We start from the raw sequence: 19,866 nt of genomic DNA, 5'->3' as shown, positions 1-19,866 counted from the left end.
GTGCCGAAGCAACAAGGTGTCCCGAACCGCCCCCCGGTAGCCCGGGCACCTCGAATCCCCCCAATCACAACTCCTGACTCGCTCACGCCGCGGGACTTGCGGCCCCCCGCATCCCGGCCCCCGCCGGGTTCCCGCGACGTGAGTCCGTCAGGAAACTCAGGCCGCGATGTACGTGGGGCGGTGCAGCGGCGCACTCACGTTGTTCATCTCGCGCAGCATCCGCTGGAAGTCCGAGTTCGCGATGCCCGTGCTGCCCGAGGCCATCGCCTTGGTGGCGTACTTCTCGTAGACGTCGAGCACCTTGCGCGCGTCCGGCCCGAGCCGGCTGTAGTTGTCGCGCACCCACTTCTGCAGGTCCGCGAACTCCACGCCCGCCGCCTGGCCGTCGTGGTCGGCCACGCCCTCCTTGATGGCCGCCGTCAGGTCCTTCGCGGAGATGCGGCCGTTCTTCACGTCCAGCTTCTCCAGGGCGCTGCGCATGGAGTCGTCGCGGAACGTCTTGAACTGGCCCGCGTCCTTCACCATCTTGTCGAACTGGCCCTGCGACAGGCCCGCGGCGCCCGCGCTCTTCGCGTACTTCTCGTAGGTGGCCAGCACCTTCTTCGCCTCGGGCGTGAGCCGGTCCTTGTTCTTGCTGGCCCAGTTCTGGAACTCGCGCAGCTCGGACGTGGTGGAGTGGCCATCCGTGTCGGCCACGCCCTCCTTGATGGCGTCCAGCATGTCCTCGCCGGAGATGGAGCCGTGCTCCTTGTCCAGCTTCGCCAGGGCCTTGCGAGCGCTGGCGTCACCGCCCACCTCGCGGAACTCCTTCTTCATCTCGGCCCACTCGGCGCGGGAGATGTCCTTGTTGCCGGTCGCCAGCGACTTCGCCGCGTGCTGGCCGAAGACGTTCAGCACGTCCTTCGCCTCGGGCGACAGCTTCGCGCTGTTCTTCTTGGCCCAGTCGCGGAAGGCGTCGAGCTCGGCCTTGGTGTTGCCGTCCTTGTCCTTCGCGCCGCTCTCGATGGCGCGGGCCATGTCGCGGCCGGAGATGGGCGCGGGCAGCTTGTCCAGCTTCGCCAGCGCGCGCTTCGCACCCTGGTCACCGACCTTGGCCATCTCCGCCAGCATCTTCTGGCTGTCCGCCTGGGAGATGCCCGTCTCGCCGCGCGCCTGCGACTGCGCCGCGTACTTGGAGTAGATGTCCATCACCTGCTTCGCCTCGGGCGTCATCCGGCCGGCGTTCTTCTGCGCCCACTCGGAGAAGGCGCGGTACTCACCCGAGGCCGCCTGGCCGTCCAGGTCCGCCGTGCCGTTCTTGATGGCGTCCGCCATCTCATCGGCGCTGACGGGGCCCTTCGACTGGTCCAGCTTGTTCAGCTCCACCAGCGCGCTCAGGTCCAGCGGCTGCCAGCAGCCGCCGGTCGGCTTCGTCGGCACCGGCGTGCCGCAGTGGCCGCCCGGGAACGGGGGCGGCTGCGGGAACGGCGTCGGCTTCGGGAACGGGAACGGCGCCGGGTGGTGCGGCAGCGGGTGGTGCGGCAGGTGGCCACCGGGGAGGTGCGGGTGGTGCGGGAAGTGGCCGTGGTCGGTCGGGAAACAGCCGCCGGCGACGATGCCGCGGCGCGGCTCCGGCAGGGCCGTCTTCACCGGCTCGGTGGTGGGCTTCGTGAGCGCCTGCGTGGTGCGGGTGGCAGAGCCGCGGACGGCCGGGGCAACGAGGTTCGTGGGGATTCGGGTGGTCATTTGGATCTCCGTGTTGATTGGAGCGTGGTGACCATCCCCATTGCGCGCAGCGTGCCACACACCTACCCCCGTGGCCTCACCTTCACTTCATCGTCTTTTCAGGGGTTTGGACGCATGGGGGTGTGTCCTGGAGGCCGCGAGGGGGTGGTGACAACAGTCACCACCGGTGACACCTGTCATCACCCCGGAGTCAGGGGGTGGTGACGGCAGTCACCGGATCCGCGCCAGCGTCCGGCGTCAGCTCCCGGAGGTCGCGGGCCAGGGACCTTCACAGTCCTCCGCGGAGCTCGGTCTCACTCCACAGCGCGCCGTCTCTCTCGCGGAGGAGGAACGTGAGCCGGCCCTGGTGAAAGCCTCTCACCGGGGCCTCCGGGTCGGGGAAGCCCGGCGGCGGTCTCCAGTCCGGGGGCCAGGTTGCGTCCGTGGGGATGCCTCGCTCGCGCCGCAGTTCGCCGACCTCGTGGTCCGTCAGCGGGCGCGCTCGGCTCCAGGGAAGAAGCTCGCGACCGTGCAGTCCGACCCGCTGCCCGGGCGGTGGGTCTTCCCACGGACCAATCGCGGTGCGCTTCAGGGCCGACAGGTGCGCGCCACAGCCGAGCACCTGGCCCACGTCCCTTGCGAGGGCGCGCACGTAGTAGCCACCACGGCAGGTCAGCAACAGCCGGCTCGAGTGCGGCAGTGCATGGGACAGCCAGCGCGCCTGGTGCAGGTACACGCGGGACGGTGGCAATTCCACCACCTCGCCCCGGTGCGCCTTGCGGTACGCCGGCTCTCCTCCCACCTTCTTCGCGCTCGTCGCCGGCGGCACCTGCTCCTGCCAGCCCACGAAGCGCGCGAGCGTTGCGTCCAGCAGCTCGGGCGTCAGCGCGGACGTGTCCCCCTGGTGCACCGGCTTGCCGTGCAGGTCCCCGGTGTCCGTCTCCGTGCCCCACACCACCTCGGCCTCGTACGTCTTGGGCACGGCGTGCAGCAACTCGAACAGCCGGGTGGCCCCGCCCACCAGCACGAGCAACAGCCCTTCCGCGAACGGGTCCAGCGTGCCGCCATGACACACGGGCACGCGCTTGCCCGGCTTCGCCCGCGTCTCCTCCAGGAACGACTGCACCACCGAGAAGCTCGTGGGGCCCACCGGTTTGTGGACCCGATAGATGCCGGGAGTCATGCGCCGCCCACCTCAGTCCTCCTCACCCGTCGACTGCTCCGCCAACTCCGTGGCGCCTCCGGGCTTCACCAGGTGCACCGGCGCGCAATGGGAGCGCTCCGCCACCACCTTCGCCAGGGGCTCCGCATGCGTCGTCACCCATACCTGACTGTGCTTCGCCGCGCGCGTGATGAGCCGGCCCAGCGGCTCCAGCAGGTCCGGGTGCAGGCTCGTCTCCGGCTCGTTCAGCGCCAGGAAGGGCGGCGGCCTCGGGCTCAGCAGCGCCGCCAGCAGGCACAGGTAGCGCAACGTCCCGTCCGACAGCTCCGCCGCACCCATCGGCCGCATCAGCCCCGGCATGTGCAGGTACAGGCTGAAGCGCCCCTCCGGAGAGCGCACCTCCAGCCGCGAGCCCGGAAACGCATCCTCCAGCCCCTGCTCCAGCGCGCGGTAGTCGCCAATCTCCAGGATGGTCATCAGCGCCGCGGCCAGGTCCCTGCCGTCATGCGACAGCACCGGCGTGCGCACGCCCACCTGCGGGTGCCGCATGGGCGCGTCCGGGTCCGTACGGAACTGGTGGTAGAAGCGCCACGCTCGCAACGTGCGCTGCACCTCCGCCAGGCGCGGGAAGCGGTGCGGCTCGGCGAGCTGGTCCATCACCGACTCCGCACTCCAGAGCTGCGTGGGGAACGTCACCCGCGTCCCCTCCGAATCCCGCAGGAAGGCCGTGCGGTCCTTGCGCTCCATCAACACCACCTTGCGCCCTCCCGAGAAGGCCCACAGGTGCTCCTCCTTCACCTCCGGGTCCAGCGCGAAGTGCCCCGCTTCGCCCGGCACCGGCGGGACGATGCCGCAGCTCAGCTCGTACGCCACGTCCCCCAGCTCCACGCCCACCGTCATCCGCACGGGCTTCTTCCCCTCGCGCGGGCCCGCCCACAGCACGCTCGGCGTGCCGCCCTCCTCCGCCAGCGTGCGCGCCAGCCGCCCCTCCGCCGCCGCCACCAGGAGATACAGCGCCCGGTACAGGTTCGTCTTCCCGCTGCCGTTGGGCCCGACAATCACATTCACCGGCCCCAGCTCCAATGACAGCCGCCGCACCGAGCGATAGCCGGCGATTTCCAGACGGGTAATGGGCATCAACCGTCAACCTTCCTTCCCAGGCGCGTCAGACCACGCCCTGACCTCCGTGTCTCCACCGCGCCCGGCGGCCCCACCGGAGGATGCTTCCGACCCGACAGGCCCGGGCGTTGGCGCTCGCCTGCTCCATCGCATCTTCCGGCGGTGCTGACGACCCCCAACCCACCCCCGACGCTCCGGTGCAACGACAGGACCAACCCGGGCCGCAACCGCGCTCGGCCGCGCTCCCGGTGGAGTTCCTGCTCACGGCGCAAATAGTTCCATCGGTGCGCAGCTATGCCGGGCTCGCGCGGACGTATCCGGAACAGGGGGCCCGCGACTCGAACGGGACGCCCCATCCGCGAGGTCCACATCCATGCCGTCCCTTCTACGCTCGCCGTGGGCGCTGCCGTGCATCGGCGCCCTCTGCCTGTTCGCGCTCTCAGGCTGCACCGACTCGCCCGACCCGGACCCCGTGAAGGACGCGGGGACGTCCGACTCCGGCACTCACGAGGACGCGGGCTCCGACGCTGGCACTCCCGAAGACGCGGGCTCCGAAGACGCGGGCTCGGAGGACTCCGGCACCGCCGACGCGGGCCCGGAGGAGCCCTGGGATGGCGGCTACACCGTGCTCGCGGAGACGGGGGACTGGGTGGACCGCGGCCCGTATGCCCCGTGTGCCTTCAACGCCGTGGGAGCCCCGGACACCGTCTCCTGCGAGGACCTGTCCCGCTATGACGTGTCGCAGTGCTCGCCGGAAGCGCTCGCCGCCGTCCCGCCGCACGGCATCTACATGGCGGACCTGCGCATGGAGCGGCGCCTGGCCGACGGCGGCACCCGCATCAGCCCCGCCGCCGCCCGCTTCGTGCTCCGCTCCGATGGCGGCCCGGACATGATGAGCAGCGCGCCCCTCCTCCAGCGGCAGACGGATGGCGGGACGTTCTTCGTCGCCGGAAGGAATCCCTACACCGGCCTCGTGACGGCGCTCGCGGGCTGCCAGGTGCCGTTGCCTGGAATCATCACCGGCTGCTTCAGCCGCTGCGTTGACGGACTGTTCGCGGGAGCGGGCACCTTCGAGGCCCACAACGTGGCGGTACATCCGGGCGAACCGGAGTCCTCCGGCGGACTCGAGCTGCTCTCCGAGTCCTTCGTCGCCCTGGGCATGCCCGCGGACGTCTACGTCGCGAAGCACCATGCGTATGTCGTCTCGTTCAACCATGCCGGCGTCGACGGTGGGCTCACCGTCTTCGATGTGAGCGACCCGCGACACCCCATCTTCAAGGCGTCCATCAGCCTGCCCGGCGACAGCTACTGGAACGGCGTCTGGGCGAAGGGGGATGCCCTCTACATCGCGAGCCTGAACTCGGGCGTCCTCGTCTACGACATCACGAACCCCGGAGCGCCGGAGTTCGTGCGCAGCTTCGCCGCGGGCCCCGAGGGCGTGCACACCGTGCTCGTGGACGGCAACCGCCTCCATGCCATGTCGCTGGACAGCTCGACGCTGGTGTTCGACGTCACGAATCCGCTCAGCCCCGTGCTGCTCCAGAGCATCTCCCTACCGGAGGAGCTCTCGTCCGCGGGCCCGCATGATGCCTTCGCGTACGAGGGCCGCCTCTACGTCAGCAACGGGTTTGGTGGCCTGTCCGTCATGGACGTCACCGACCTGGAGAACGTGCGGCACCTGGGCCAGTTCGTCCACGGCGGCGGCGCCTACGCGCACCACAGCGAGGTGGGCACCTTCGCCGGCCGCACGATTGCCTTTGAAGGCGGAGAGGCGAGCGGCGCCCACCTGCGCGTGCTCGACGTCACCGACCCCGCGCACATCGTGAAGATGGGCGAGTTCCGCCTGCGGCCCGTCACCTCCATCCACAACTTCCTCCTCCGGGGCACGCGGCTGTACGTCGCCTGGTACCAGGAGGGGCTGCGCGTGCTGGACGTGTCCAACCCCACGAAGCCGCGGCAGGTCGCCCACTACAACACCTTCCGGGAGACAGACCCCGGACGGACGGACAACCTCACCGAGGGCGCCTTCGGCATCCGCGTGCCCGGCGACGGGGCCGTGTACCTCGTGGACTCCTCGCGCGGCCTGCTCATCTTCAACGAGCCGTAGCCGCGCGGTGGGAGCGGGCACCTGTCCGCCCGCTTCCACCCATTCCTGGCGCCGCTTCCCGGTACGTTGGCGCCCTAAGCTCCCCCGCCGTGCGCCCGCCGGTAGCGGGCAGAAGACAAGAGGACTCGCCCATGTCTGTCCGTGCCGTGCGACTGCTGCTCGCGCTCGCCTGTGCCACGTCGCTGTCCGCCTGCTCGACGGAGACGGGGGATGCGCCGCCGCCTCGACCCGCCCCGGACTCCGTCCCCTACGACGGCCCCTGGACGCCGCTGGAGGAGCAGGGTGAGTGGGTGGACCCCGGCCCCCTGGCCGAGTGCTCTGTGTCGACCAGCGCCTCCGCCGTGTGCGGCTCCGAGTCCTCCTTCGACCTGTCGCGCTGCGACAGCGCCTCGCTCGCGGGGCTGGAGCGCGAGCGCGCCATCTACCGCGCTCAGATTCGCTACGAGCTCTTCAACAGCGCGAGCGGCATGAATGGCGCTCCGGGCAACGTCGGCTTCCAGTTCGGCGCCAACGGGCAGCTCCTGAGCGTCATGGGGGTGCCGCCGTCCTCCCCGTCCCGCGTGGACACCGGGACGTTCTTCGTCTTGTCGCAGGTACCCGGCCCCAACAGCGCGTACCGCTTCACCTTCGCCGGCTGCAAGGCGACGGGGCCGCGCACACTCACCGGCTGCGTGTCCTGGTGCCACAATGGCCAGCTGCGCTACCCCGGCACCTTCCGCGCCGAGCGCATGATGTGGCGCGAGGGCGAGTCCGAGTCCTCCGGCCTCCAGCGCGTCTCCGAGTCCTACGTGGCCGTGGGCCTCCCCGTGGACGTGTACGTCACCAGGGGCCATGCCTACGTCGTCTCCCAGCCCACCAGGGACCGGCAAGGCGGCCTCACCGTCTTCGACGTGAGCGACCCGAGCAAGCCCGTGAAGCGCACGGCGCTGAACCGGCCCAATGACAACTCCTGGAATGGCGTCTGGGCGAAGGACGACGCGCTCTACATCGCCAGCAAGGTCGCGGGGGTGCTCGTCTACGACATCACCGACCCGGCCAATCCCGCCTTCGTGCGCAGGGCCAACGTGCCCGGCATCACCGGCACCCTCAACGTGCACACCGTGTTCGTGGAGGGGAGCCGGCTGTACGCCATGGCGCCCTCGACTCGCGAGACGCTCATCTTCGACATCACCCGTCCGCTCGAGCCCCAGCTCGTCATGCGCTACGCCTACCCCGGCGGGACGGGCTACCCGCATGACTCCTTCGCGTACGACGGCCGGCTCTACATCAACCACACCGAGGACGGCTTCCTCGCCGTGGACGTGACGGGCACGACGCCGACGCTGCTGGGCAAGTACACCTACGACCATTCGTACAGCCACGCCAACGCAGTGGGGACGTTCAATGGCCGCACCGTCGCGTTCGAGGGCGGCGAGACGCTCGGCGCGCACCTGCGCGTGCTGGACGTCACCAACCCCGCGGGCATCGCCAAGGTGGGCGAGTACAAGCTGCGCGGCCTCACGTCGATTCACAACCTGGTGCTCGTGGGCACGCGCCTGTACGTCGCGTACTACCACGAGGGCGTGCGCGTGCTCGACGTGGCGGACCCCACACAGCCCCGCGAGGTGGCGTACTTCAACACCTTCCGCGAGTCTGACGCAGCGCGCGCGGATGGCATGTACGAAGGGGCCATTGGCATGCGCGTGCCCGGTGATGGACACATCTACGTGGTGGATACGTCGCGCGGACTGCTCATCTTCGATGAGCCGTAGCCACGCGGTGGAAGCGGGCGCCTGTCCGACCGCTTCCTCCCCGGTGTCGCTTCCCGACACACCCGGGGGCTCCTAAGCTCTCCCGCCGTGCGCCCGCCGGCCGGTGGCGGGCAGAAGAGAAGAGGACCCACTCCATGTCTGTCCGTGCCGCGCGACTGCTGCTCGTGCTCGCCTGTGCCACGTCGCTGTCCGGCTGCTCGACGGAGACGGGGGACACGCCGCTGCCGCAACCCGACCCGGACGCCGTCCCCTACGACGGACCCTGGACGCCGCTGGAGGAGAAGGGCGAGTGGGTGGACCCCGGCATCCTGGCCGACTGCTCCGTGTCGACCAGCAGCAGCGCCGTGTGCGGCTCCGAGTCCGCCTTCGACCTGTCGCGCTGTGACAGCGCCTCGCTCGCGGGGCTGGAGCGCGCGGGCGCCATCTACCGCGCGGAGCTTCGCTACGAGGTCCCCAACAACACGGGCGGCGTGGACTTCGCCCCGGGCAACGGCGGCTTCCAGCTCGATGCCTCCGGCCAGCCCGTGCGCGTCATGGGACAGCCGGACTCCGCGTCCCGCGTGGACACCGGGACGTTCATCGTCTCGTCCGAGCTGCCGCGCTCCAGCACCGTCGTGGACCGCTTCACCTTCGCCGGCTGCAAGGCGACAGGCCCGCGCACGCTCACCGGCTGCATGGCGTGGTGCCGCAATGGCCAACTGCGCTACCGCGCCACCTTCCGCGCCGAGCGCATGACGTGGCGCGAGGGCGAGTCCGAGTCCTCCGGCCTCCAGCGCTCCTCCGAGTCCCACGTGGACCGCGGCATCCCCGTGGACGTGTACGTCACCAAGGGCCATGCCTACGTCGTCTCCGTTCCCACCCAGGGACGGCCCGGCGGCCTCACCGTCTTCGACGTGAGCGACGCACGCAACCCCGTGCGGCGCGTGTCGCTCGACCGGCCCAATGACTCGTACTGGAATGGCGTGTGGGCGAAGGACGATGCGCTCTACATCGCCAGCGGCACCTCGGGCGTGCTCGTCTACGACATCACCGACCCGGCCAATCCCGCCTTCGTGCGCAGGGCCAACGTGCCCGGCATCACCGGCACCCTCAACGTGCACACCGTGTTCGTGGAGGGGAGCCGGCTGTACGCCATGGCGCCCTCGACTCGCGAGACGCTCATCTTCGACATTGCCAACCCGCTCGAGCCCCAGCTCCTCATGCGCTACGCGTACCCCAACGGGACGGGCTACCCGCATGACGCCTTCGCGTACGGCGGCCGGCTCTACATCAACCACACCGAGAACGGCTTCCTCGCCGTGGACGTTGCGGGCACGACGCCGACACTGCTGGGCAGGTACACCTACGGGCACTCGTACAGCCACGCCAACGCGGTGGGGACGTTCAATGGCCGCACCGTCGCGTTCGAGGGCGGCGAGACGCTCGGCGCGCACCTGCGCGTGCTGGACGTCACGAATCCCGCGGGCATCGCCAAGGTGGGCGAGTACAAGCTGCGCGGCCTCACGTCGATTCACAACATGGTGCTCGTGGGCACGCGCCTGTACGTCGCGTACTACCACGAGGGCGTGCGCGTGCTCGACGTGGCGGACCCCACGCAGCCCCGCGAGGTGGCGTACTTCAACACCTTCCGCGAGTCTGACGCAGCGCGCGCGGATGGCATGTACGAAGGGGCCATTGGCATGCGCGTGCCCGGTGATGGACATATCTACGTGGTGGATACGTCGCGCGGACTGCTCATCTTCGATGAGCCGTAGACAGCCGGGCTTCCCGGCTGCACACCGTCGTCCCTAGACTGACAGTCCTGGTGGCCCGTGGGCCGGCGCGGGCGCCACTCGGAGAATGTGTCGATGCTGCCTGCTCGCGCCGCGTGGACGGTCCTGCTTGCGTGCGCCGCGTCCGTGCTCGGATGCAGCCCCTCCGTGGAGCCGCCGTGGGATGGAAGCTACGTTCCGCTGGAGGAGCGGGGCGACTGGGTGGACTCCGGCGCCCTCTCCACCTGCCGGGTGCTGGACGTCTCCTCTGTGACCTGTGGCTCGCTGGAGTCCTTCGACCTGTCGGCGTGCAAGCGTCGCTCGCTGGAAGACCTGGAGCGCCGGGGCGTGTTCCGCGCGGAGCTGCGCTACGAGCCCGGGGGCTCCCCCTCGCAGTCCCGCGCTCCGGCCGCGCCCGCCGGCTTCAAGCTGGGAGTCAATGGCATCCCGGAGCTCGTCATGGGGGCTCCGCCCGCCGCCAGCGTGTGGAGCGCACGGACGCTCCTCTTCTCCAGCCGCGACGGTGACGCGCTCTCCACCTTCGTGGGCTGCAACGCGGTGGATGAGCGCGTGCTCACCGGCTGCTTCTCCGTGTGCAGGAACGGCAGGCTGGAGGCGGCCGCCACCTTCCGCGCGGAGCGCATGAGCCGCTTCCAGGACGAGGACGAGGCCGGCGGTGGGCTGCGCCTCCTCGCCGAATCCTTTGTCGACCTGGGCAGGCCCATGGACGTGCTCGTCACGGGGGAGCAGGCCTTCGTCATCTCGGAGAGCCGGCCCGGCCGCCCCGGGGGCCTCACCGTCTTCGACGTGGCCAACCGGCGCGCGCCCGTGGCCGTGGGCCAGTTGAGCCCGGAGGGGAACGCGGACTGGAAGAACGCCACGCTCCTGGGGGACACGCTCTATGTCGCCACCTCGGACGCGGGCATCGCGGTGGTGGACATCTCCGAGCCCTCACGGCCGTCCCTCGTGCGCACCGTGCCGGAGGATCGAATCCAGGTGAGCGGGGTGAGTGTGGACGGCGACCGGCTCTACGCCACGGTGGAGTCGCCCGAGCGCGGGACGCTGGTGTTCGACGTCTCCACGCCCCGCGCGCCGAGCCTGGTGGAGAACGTCACGCTGGCCGCCCGGGATGCGGACCGGCCCTATTCGGGCCGTGGGGCCGTCACCCACCAGGGACGCCTCTACGTGAATCAGCAACAGGATGGCTTCAAGGTCGCGGACATCAGCAACCCGAATCATGTGTCGCTGCTCGGGAAGTATACGTACCCGTATGGGAACAGTGCCGCGAGCGCGGTGGGCACCTTCGCCGACCGCCCCATCGCCTTCGAGCTGGGCCGGGGCCTGGGCGCGCGGCTGCGCGTGCTGGAGGCCAGCGAGCCGTCCGCCATCCAGAAGATTGGCGAGTACGGCCTGCGCCACGTCGTCTCCCCGCGCGACCTGGAGTTGCGGGGCAGCCGGCTGTACGTGACGTATCACCAGGAAGGACTGCGCGTGCTGGACGTGTCCATCCCCACGCGCGTGCGCGAGGTGGCCTGGTTCAACACGTACCGCGAGACGGACCCGGGCCGGGGTGATGCACTGGAGGAAGGCGCCACCGGTCTGGACGTGCCGGGGGACGGTTACGTGTACGTGGTAGATACCGCTCGCGGGCTGCTCATCCTGGAGGAGCTGTAGCAAGCAAGCCGCGCCCTTCATCCCCGCGAGAACATCATGCGACCTTCGACCTCGCGAGCGCTGCTGGTGCTCGCCTTCAGCGCCACGCTTTCCGCCTGCTCCAGCAGCGAGTCGCCCCCTCCGCCGGAGCCGGAGCCCTTCGTCTACGACGGCCCCTGGACGCCGCTGCCGGAGGAGGGGGAGTGGCGGGACCGCGGCTCCTTCGCGCCGTGCTCCGAGGCCGAAGCAGGTCGCGCCATCGGCCTCTGCAATGAGACACTACCGCCCAACCCGGCGGCCTGCGACCTGGCCTCGCTCGCGGGGCTGGAGACCCGGGGTGCCGTCTACCGCGCGGAGATCCGCGTCGAGACCACCCTCCAGAAGCCCTCTGGACCCGAGCCGTATTACCGCCCGGAGGAGGGGGGCTTCCGTTTCGATGCCACCGGGACGCTGGTCTCCGTCAAGGGGCTTCAGGCCTTCTCGGCATACCTCGACCAGATGTTCTACGTGGCGGGCTATATCCCCGCGGGGTTTGCCGAACCGCAGTATGCCTTTATCGGCTGCAGGGCCTCCAGCCCGCGCGAGCTCACGGGCTGCATCAGCGCCTGCGGCAATGGGCAACTGCGCTACTTCGGCTCCTTCCGCGCCCAGCGCATGACGTGGCGCCAGGGCGAGGCCGAGTCCTCCGGAGGCCTCCAGCTCCTCTCCGAGTCCTTCGTGGAGCTCGGCAAGCCCGGCGATGTCTTCGTCGCGAAGGACCATGCGTATGTCGTCTCGTATGACAGGCCGGGGCGGAGGGGAGGCCTCACCGTCTTCGACGTGAGCGACCGGCGACATCCCGTGCTGAAGACGTCCTTCAACATTCCGGGCGACTCCTACTGGAACGGCGTCTGGGCGAAGGGCGACGCGCTCTACGTCGCCAGCGACGCTCGGGGCGTGCTGGTGTTCGACATCTCCAGCCCCGCCGAGCCGCGCTTCGTGCGCAACGTGCCGGGCAGCACGCAGGACGGAGTGCACACCGTGTCCGTGGACGGAGACCGGCTCTACGCCACGGCGCTCCGGAGCGACGCCATGCTGATGTTCGATGTCTCCTCGCCGCTGGAGCCGCGGCTCCTCACCCGCTTCAAGCTGCCTTCAGAGCCCAGGGACGCCAGCCTGGGCCCGGCGCGGCAGACCTATCCGCACGACGCGTTCGCGTACCAGGGCCGCCTGTACATCAACTATCTCTCGGATGGCTTCGCGGTGGTGGACGTGAGCGCGCTTCCGGACACGACGCTGCTGGGCCGATACAACTACCCCTATGCCTTCAGCCACACCAACGCGGTGGGCACGTTCAACGGCCGCACGATTGCGTTCGAGGGAGGCGAGACGACGGGTGCGCACCTGCGCGTGCTGGACGTCACCGACCCGGCCCACATCGTGAAGGTGGGGGAGTACACGCTGAGGGACCTCACCTCCATCCACAACATGGTGCTGCGGGGCACGCGCCTGTACGTGGCCTGGTACCACGAGGGCGTGCGCGTGCTGGACGTGTCGGACCCGTCGAAGCCGCGCGAGCTGGCGTACTTCAATACCTACCGGGAGTCGGACGCGCGACGCGAGGACCAGCTCTACGAGGGCGCCATCGGCATGCGCGTTCCCGGGGATGGGTACGTCTACGTGGTGGACACGGCGCGCGGGCTGCTCATCTTCGAAGAGCTGTGAGGCACCTCGGCGCTTTGCGGCGCGCGCGGTGACGCGGGTATACAGGTGGGACTGTCGCGCGCCCACGGCCGGGGGGCGCGCTTCGTTGGGGGGTATCGTGTCGAGAGCTCTGCGTGGAATGGGTGCTGCCGCGGCCGCCTGCCTGCTGGCGCTGGCTGGCTGTGGTTCTTCGGATGACGACACGTCGAAGCCGTGGGACGGGCGGTACACTGCGCTGGAGGAGCGGGGCGACTGGCTGGACAAGGGCCCCTATGCGAGCTGCTCCGTCAACTTCACGAACCCGTGCACGTCCTCCGTGGAGTCCTTCGACCTGTCCTCGTGCAAGCGCTCCACGCTCGGCGCGATGGACCGCGAGGGCATCTACCGCACCAAGCTTCGCTACGAGTTCCCCAGTGAAGATGGGCTCAGCACCATCGGCGTCGGTGGGAGCGGAAGCCTCCGGTTCACCTCGGACGGCGCCCCCTGGAGCGTCCAGGGGCACCCGGCCGTCGACCCGCGGCTGGATGGCCAGACGTTCGTCGTCACGGGGCTCAAGCAGGGGACGTCCGGGCAGGACTCCACGCGCTATACGCTCGCGGGCTGCGAGGCCCCCACGGCATGGGTGCTCACGGGCTGCTTCTCCTTCTGCTCCGGTGGCAATCCCCTCTACTCCGGCACCTTCCGCGCGGAGCGGATGACGTGGGGCCGCGCGGAGCGTGAGTCCTCGGGCGGCCTCAAGCCCGTCTCCGAGTCACGGGTGGAGCTGGGGTTCCCCGTGGACCTCTACATCGCGAAGGACCACGCGTACGTGGTGTCCGTCAACCTGCGCGGTACCGACGGCGGGCTCAGCGTGTTCGACGTGAGTGACCGGGCCCACCCCGTCTTCAAGACGTCCATCAGCATGGCGGGGGACAACTATTGGAACGGGGTGTGGGCGAAGGGGGATGCGCTGTACGTCGCCAGCAAGAACACGGGCGTTGTCGTGTTCGACATCTCGAACCCCGGCGCGCCCGTCTTCCTGCGCAACCTTCCGGGCGGCCCGGCCATCAACGTGCACACGGTGCTGGTGGACGGAGACCGGCTCTATGCCATGTCACCGTCGCCCAACGCGGAGACGCTCATCTTCGACGTCTCCTCGCCCCTGGAGCCCCGGCTGCTCGGCAGACATGTGCTCGGGGTTCCGGGCTATCCGCATGACGCCTTCGCCTTTGGAGGACGGCTGTATGTCAGCCACGCGCAGGGCGGGTACCAGGTGGTGGGCGTCAGCGACCCGACCCGCTTCGAGCACCTGGGCGATTACACGTTCGAGAACAACTACGCCCACCACAGCGCGGTGGGCACCATCGCGGGCCAGACGATTGCGTTCGACGGCGGAGAGCAGATGGGCGCCCACCTCCGCGTGCTGAAGGTGGATGACCCGGCGAACATCGTGAAGATTGGCGAGTTCAAGCTTCGCGACGTCGCGTCCATCCACAACATCCTCCTCAAGGACGAGCGGCTGTACGTCGCCTGGTATCACGAGGGCGTGCGCGTGCTGGACGTGTCCAACCCCACGCAGCCGCGGCAGGTGGCCCACTTCAATACGTTCAGCGATAAGGACCCGAGCAGGTCCGAGGGAATGTTCGAAGGTGCCATCGGCATCCGCGTGCCGGGGGACGGGTACGTGTACGCCGTGGATACCGCGCGCGGGCTGTTCATCTTCAAGGAGCCGTAGCGCGGCGGAGGTGTCAGCGTCGGGGTGCGGGGTGGGCTTCCCGCGCCTTGAGCCGGGCCACCTCGGCCTTGAGCTGCTTCAGTTGCCGCTCCGCCTCTTCGCGGCGCCGGGATTCTTCCTCGCGCCGTCGGGTTTCCTCCGCCAGTCGCTGTTGCGCGTCTTCGCGGAGCCGGGCTTCCTTCTTCAGGCTGCGCACCCGCTTCTTCGCGCGCCGTTGCAGCCCCTCGGTCAGCTTGTGCAGCTGGTCGATGAGCTCCGCCGACTCCGGAATCTGGACGTTGTTCTCGTAGAAACGCAGCCGGTCACCCTCTGCCTGGATCTCCAGGCCAAGCCGCTTCGAGGGCAGCCGCCCGTCCACCGGCTTGATGGGGACGTACTTCCGCGACTTGGTGCTCGCCAGCCGGTATCCCCACAGCGTCTGCCTGCCGCCGTCGTAGATGAAGTACTCCGGGATGCCCAGACGGGCATAGCGCTCCACGTTCTGCACCGCGTCCTTCTTGCGGAGGCCGCCGACGTGGACCTCGAGCACGACGTCGAGGCCCTTGCCCTCGGCGCTCACCATCCACTTGTCGCGCACGTGCGAATCAGCATCCATCACGACCAGGAGGTCCGGCGCGAAGCGGCGCTCGTCGGGGTAGTAGACGGGTAGTTCGCAGGCCAGGTAGACACGGCGGCGCTCGCGACCGAAGTGCCCCTTGAGCGTGTCGAGCGCGCGCACCTTGGGGAGGAAGTGCCGGTCTCCTTCTGGCGGAGACATCTCCGCGTCGGTCACCCACCCCGGAATCGCGGCATACACCCGAGCCTGCTCCTCGGGCGTCATCGCATCCCACTCCGCCTGGGAGGGAGCGCGAGGGTACTTGTCTCCGCGCTTCCCCGAATTGGGCCTCATGGGATGAGCGTGCGGCATCCTACCCTGGAGGTCAACTGCCTGCCGTGTGACTGTTTCCCTCCCGACCTGCTCGTCCGAGACTTCCTCCGACCTTGCTTCCGCCATGCGCGTCCCAGCCCTGTTCCCGTCCTTGTGGAGCGACGAGGCAAAGCAAGAGGTGGGCCGAGGTGTGTACCTGCTGGGTCGCGAGCGCGGTGCAGCGGCGATTGGGCGTTCGGGTGTTTCCAGATGGAGACGGCAGTCCACGTCGAGTTGGACGCCGGGCGTGGTCCTGACGTGATTGTCGGGGCTTCATGCAGGTCCGTACACTGTCGGGCATGTCAACGCATGGGGGGCGCTCGCGCCGCGTCGATGTGGTCATCCTGACGGCGATCCCGCTGGAGTACGAGGCGGCGCTTCAGGTGAGCGCGGGTGCAGTCGCGGGGAGTCAGTGGGAGGAGGAGCGACGCCCGAACGGCCTCCGGGTGTCGTTCCGCTCGTTTCACGGCAAGAAGGGGGCTCGCCCGCTGCGCGTCGCGTTGGCGCTGGCAGGCGGCATGGGTGCGGTGGAAGCAACCTCCGCGTTGCTGCCGCTGGTCGAGGAGTACCACCCGAGGTGCGTGGCGATGTGCGGCGTCTGCGCGGGACGCCCCGGGAAGACGAACCTGGGCGATGTCATCGCGCCTGACAGGCTGTTCTTCCATGACACGGGCAAGCGGCGCCCCGAGGGCGTGCAGCAGGACCTCACGACGTACAACCTGCGCTACGACTGGAAGGAAGACCTCAAGCACTTCGACTTCCTCAAGTATTTGAAGGGCGAGGCGTGGTGGCACAACCGCCCGGTACCCTACGAGTGGCAGGAGAACTGGGCGCTGATGAAGCTCCATGAAGGCGTTTCGGAGCCATGGACGCGTCCGGAGTGCGAGCAGTACTGCCCTCACTGGGAGAAGGTCGTCGACGCGCTCGTGAAGTCCGGCCACGTGTCCGACGGCGGGGAGCTCACCGACGAGGGACGCAAGCGGGTCAAGGCGCTCCTGTTCCGGCACAAGGGGCGCCTTCCTGACCTTTCCCCCACGGGTGAGCTGTTCCCCTTCCGCGTCCATCTCGAGCCCATGGGCAGCGGCAGCCAGGTCGTCGAGGATGTGGCCTATTGGGGCGAAGTGAATGAGTACATGCGCAAGGCGCTGGGCCTGGAGATGGAAGCCGCCGCGGTCGGAGCGATGGCCTATACCCAGCCGCACCGGAAGCTCGATGCGTTGGTGATGAAGAGCGTGATGGACTTCGCCAACTCGGGGCGTGATGACCACTTCAAGCAGTACGCGGCCCGGTCGTCGGCCGAGTGCCTGATGGCGTTCCTCCGCGAGCACTTTGACCCGGAGGTAGTCCCTGGAATTGATGACCTTCTGATCACGGGAAGCGTCGGTGCGCCTCCCGAGAACGCACCTCCTTCAGCGCTCCTCAATGCGCACCACGAGGTCGTACCGTTCCATGGGAGAGAGACCCTCCTCGCGGAACTCGACCAGTGGTGCGACGAGAGTCCCTCTGTCGCTGTTCGACTGCTTCATGCCGAGGGTGGGGCGGGCAAGACACGCGTAGCGATTGAGTGGATACGTCGGCGCAGGGAGCTGGAGTGGGCCGCAGGTTTTCTGCCGGAGAGCGTCTCCAGAGATGCCACCCAGGACTGGCTTGAACGGCTCTGGTCACTTGGACAGCCGTTACTGGTGGTGATCGACTACGCGGAGAGCCACCCGAGGCTGTACGAGATGCTCTCGCGGCTGCACCAGTACGCGCAACAGCCGGGTGCCGCAGAGCGACGCCCGATTCGTCTACTGCTGCTTGCACGGAACAACGGTGACTGGTGGAAGTCGCTGCGCGAGCGGGACTCGTCGCTGGCGACCTGGCTCGACTCGATGCCGGTGCGCCAGCTGCCGTCGCTCTCGAATTCCCTGGCCGACCGTGTCCTGGTGTTCCACGAAGCGGCGAAGAGGTTCGCCGAGAAGCTGAGCAAGACATACGTGCGACGGCCCGTGGAGACGCTCCTCGGCGACGAGTGCTTCTATCGCGTGCTCTACGTACACATGGCCGCGCTCGCGTCGGTAGAAGGATTGGCGTTCGAGCCGAACACGCTCATGGATGTCATCCTCGACCATGAAGAACACTTCTGGGAGGTGCGTGCTGGACAGGCCCACGTTGGGCACGCGGTGCAGCGCTCCCTGGCCCGCCAGGTGGTCGCCGCCGCCACGCTCCGAGGTGGGTTTCCGGAGAAGGAGGAAGCGGAGCTCGTCATCGGTAGGCTCCTACGGCGTCCTGCGACCGAGAACGACGCAGTCTTGTTGCGACTGCTCCACTGGGTCTACCAGCGCAGTGCTGGAAGTCCCGTGCTCTTCCTGCCCCCTCTGGAACCAGACCTTCTCGGCGAAGCCATGGTGCTGCGAGTCGCTTCCTTCAGTCCTTCGTCTGACGAGCGCGTGCCTTCTGATTGGATAGACCGGGTCTTTTCGTCAAACGAGCGTGAGCAAGTCGTCGGAACGGGACTGCGGGTGCTGGGGCATGTATCCGCGGTATCGCCTGCGTCGACGCGGCCGTGGATTGAACGGCTGCTCGCAGGATCGCTGCTCGACGAGCGCGCGGCCTTCTCATTGAAGGCTGCGCTGGCCGTTGGACAGCGAACCGCCTTCTCCGCTCTGGGTGATGTTCTGGCTGACAGGCTTGAAGCGGCGGGCACCATCGAGCACGCGCGCCGGCTTGACGCAGTGGGTATTCCTTTCCCCACAGTCTCGCTTGACCGGGTTGCCGAATGGACGACCCGTATACGTCTGCGGGCCCTTCCGGCTCCGGATAACGACAAGGTAAGCGCTGAGCGCGCCGAGATTCTTAACAATTTAGGCAATAGGCTAAGCGCACTGGGCCGGCGGCAGGCGGCGCTGACGACCACCGAGGAAGCCGTGTCCCTCTACCGGGACCTCACGGCACGCAACCCGGACGCCTTCCAGCCCGCCCTCGCCACCAGCCTCAACAACCTGGGCAACATGCTGAGCGCACTGGGCCAGCGGCAGGCGGCGCTGACGGCCACCGAGGAAGCCGTGTCACTCCGCCGGGGCCTCGCGGCACGCAACCCGGACGCCTTCCAGCCCGCCCTCGCCACCAGCCTCAACAACCTGGGCAACATGCTGAGCGACCTGGGCCAGCGGCAGGCGGCGTTGACGGCCACCGAGGAAGCCTTGTCACTCCGCCGGGGCCTCGCGGCACGCAACCCGGACGCCTTCCAGCCCGCCCTCGCCACCAGCCTCAACAACCTGGGCAACAGGCTGCGCGACCTGGGCCAGCGGCAGGCGGCGCTGACGGCCACTGAGGAAGCCGTGTCACTCCGCCGGGGCCTCGCGGCACGCAACCCGGACGCCTTCCAGCCCGACCTCGCCATGAGCCTCAACAACCTGGGCACCATGCTGAGCGACCTGGGCCAGCGGCAGGCGGCGCTGACGGCCACCGAGGAAGCCGTGTCACTCCGCCGGGGCCTCGCGGCACGCAACCCGGACGCCTTCCAGCCCGACCTCGCCACCAGCCTCAACAACCTGGGCACCATGCTGAGCGACCTGGGCCAGCGGCAGGCGGCGCTGACGGCCACCGAGGAAGCCGTGTCACTCCGCCGGGGCCTCGCGGCACGCAACCCGGACGCCTTCCAGCCCGACCTCGCCACCAGCCTCAACAACCTGGGCGCCATGCTGAGCGCACTGGGCCAGCGGCAGGCGGCGCTGACGGCCACCGAGGAAGCCGTGTCACTCCGCCGGGGCCTCGCGGCACGCAACCCGGACGCCTTCCAGCCCGCCCTCGCCACCAGCCTCAACAACCTGGGCACCATGCTGAGCGCACTGGGCCAGCGGCAGGCGGCGCTGACGGCCACCGAGGAAGCCGTGTCACTCCGCCGGGGCCTCGCGGCACGCAACCCGGACGCTTTCCAGCCCGCCCTCGCCACCAGCCTCAACAACCTGGGCGCCATGCTGAGCGCACTGGGCCAGCGGCAGGCGGCGCTGACGGCCACCGAGGAAGCCGTGTCCCTCTACCGGGACCTCACGGCACGCAACCCGGACGCCTTCCAGCCCGACCTCGCCGCCAGCCTCAACAACCTGGGCAACAGGCTGAACGACCTGGGCCGACGGGAAGAGGCTGTTCTCGCAGTCATTGGAGCCATCGAGACGCTCTGGCCATTCTTCCTGCGCTTTCCAAAGCCCTTGGAGCTCAACACCGGCGTCATGCTGGCCCACGCCAAGGAGCTCCATGAGCTCCTCAAGCGCCCCATTCCCCCCGAACTCCAGGAGCGCATGGACACATTCAAGCGCCTCACAGAATCGTGAGA

General features: G+C 68.9%; 11 protein-coding genes. 7 read left to right on the top strand and 4 right to left on the bottom strand.

Annotated features, from left to right (window positions below):
- Positions 1–156 precede the first annotated feature (156 nt).
- The 3 genes from OV427_RS21915 to OV427_RS21905 all read right to left on the bottom strand — a co-directional run bounded on the left by OV427_RS21915 (position 157) and on the right by OV427_RS21905 (position 4,003).
- Positions 157–1,725: a hypothetical protein gene (locus tag OV427_RS21915; RefSeq protein ID WP_267858094.1), complete on the bottom strand. Its 1,569-nt coding sequence runs from the start codon at positions 1,723–1,725 to the stop codon at positions 157–159.
- 268 nt (positions 1,726–1,993) lie between these two features.
- Positions 1,994–2,887, bottom strand: coding sequence for a tRNA pseudouridine(55) synthase TruB (gene truB / locus OV427_RS21910; protein ID WP_267858093.1), 894 nt, complete (start codon positions 2,885–2,887; stop codon positions 1,994–1,996).
- Between the two features lie 12 nt (positions 2,888–2,899).
- Positions 2,900–4,003 carry an AAA family ATPase gene (locus OV427_RS21905; RefSeq protein ID WP_267858092.1) on the bottom strand — a complete coding sequence of 368 codons (1,104 nt, stop codon included), beginning with the start codon at positions 4,001–4,003 and terminating at the stop codon, positions 2,900–2,902.
- Between the two features lie 355 nt (positions 4,004–4,358).
- On the opposite strand from OV427_RS21905, the gene OV427_RS21900 reads away from it, so the two are divergent.
- From OV427_RS21900 to OV427_RS21875, 6 genes are all read left to right on the top strand, one after another.
- Positions 4,359–6,092, top strand: a complete 1,734-nt coding sequence (locus OV427_RS21900) for an LVIVD repeat-containing protein (protein WP_267858091.1) — start codon at positions 4,359–4,361, stop codon at positions 6,090–6,092.
- A gap of 131 nt (positions 6,093–6,223) precedes the next feature.
- A complete protein-coding gene (locus OV427_RS21895; RefSeq protein ID WP_267858090.1) occupies positions 6,224–7,843 on the top strand; it encodes an LVIVD repeat-containing protein in 1,620 nt (539 codons plus the stop codon).
- Positions 7,844–7,977: 134 nt separating this feature from the next.
- Positions 7,978–9,597, top strand: coding sequence for an LVIVD repeat-containing protein (locus OV427_RS21890; protein WP_267858089.1), 1,620 nt, complete (start codon positions 7,978–7,980; stop codon positions 9,595–9,597).
- Positions 9,598–9,690: 93 nt separating this feature from the next.
- Positions 9,691–11,268 carry an LVIVD repeat-containing protein gene (locus OV427_RS21885; protein WP_267858088.1) on the top strand — a complete coding sequence of 526 codons (1,578 nt, stop codon included), beginning with the start codon at positions 9,691–9,693 and terminating at the stop codon, positions 11,266–11,268.
- A 36-nt stretch (positions 11,269–11,304) separates the two neighbouring features.
- Positions 11,305–12,951, top strand: a complete 1,647-nt coding sequence (locus tag OV427_RS21880) for an LVIVD repeat-containing protein (protein ID WP_267858087.1) — start codon at positions 11,305–11,307, stop codon at positions 12,949–12,951.
- A gap of 118 nt (positions 12,952–13,069) precedes the next feature.
- Positions 13,070–14,644 (top strand): LVIVD repeat-containing protein, encoded by a 1,575-nt coding sequence (locus tag OV427_RS21875; protein WP_267858086.1) that lies wholly within the window; start codon positions 13,070–13,072, stop codon positions 14,642–14,644.
- 13 nt (positions 14,645–14,657) lie between these two features.
- Here the strand turns inward: OV427_RS21875 and OV427_RS21870 are convergent, their stop codons facing one another.
- Positions 14,658–15,533 (bottom strand): Uma2 family endonuclease, encoded by an 876-nt coding sequence (locus tag OV427_RS21870; RefSeq protein WP_267858085.1) that lies wholly within the window; start codon positions 15,531–15,533, stop codon positions 14,658–14,660.
- Positions 15,534–15,850: 317 nt separating this feature from the next.
- Here OV427_RS21870 and OV427_RS21865 point away from each other — a divergent pair, with 317 nt between their 5' ends.
- Entirely contained in the window at positions 15,851–19,864 is a 4,014-nt protein-coding gene (locus OV427_RS21865; protein ID WP_267858084.1) for a tetratricopeptide repeat protein, read from the top strand.
- The last annotated feature ends 2 nt before the right edge of the window (positions 19,865–19,866 follow it).

Source organism: Pyxidicoccus sp. MSG2 (assembly GCF_026626705.1).
Lineage (GTDB): Bacteria > Myxococcota > Myxococcia > Myxococcales > Myxococcaceae > Myxococcus.
This window is presented reverse-complemented; position numbering and strand designations above follow the sequence as displayed.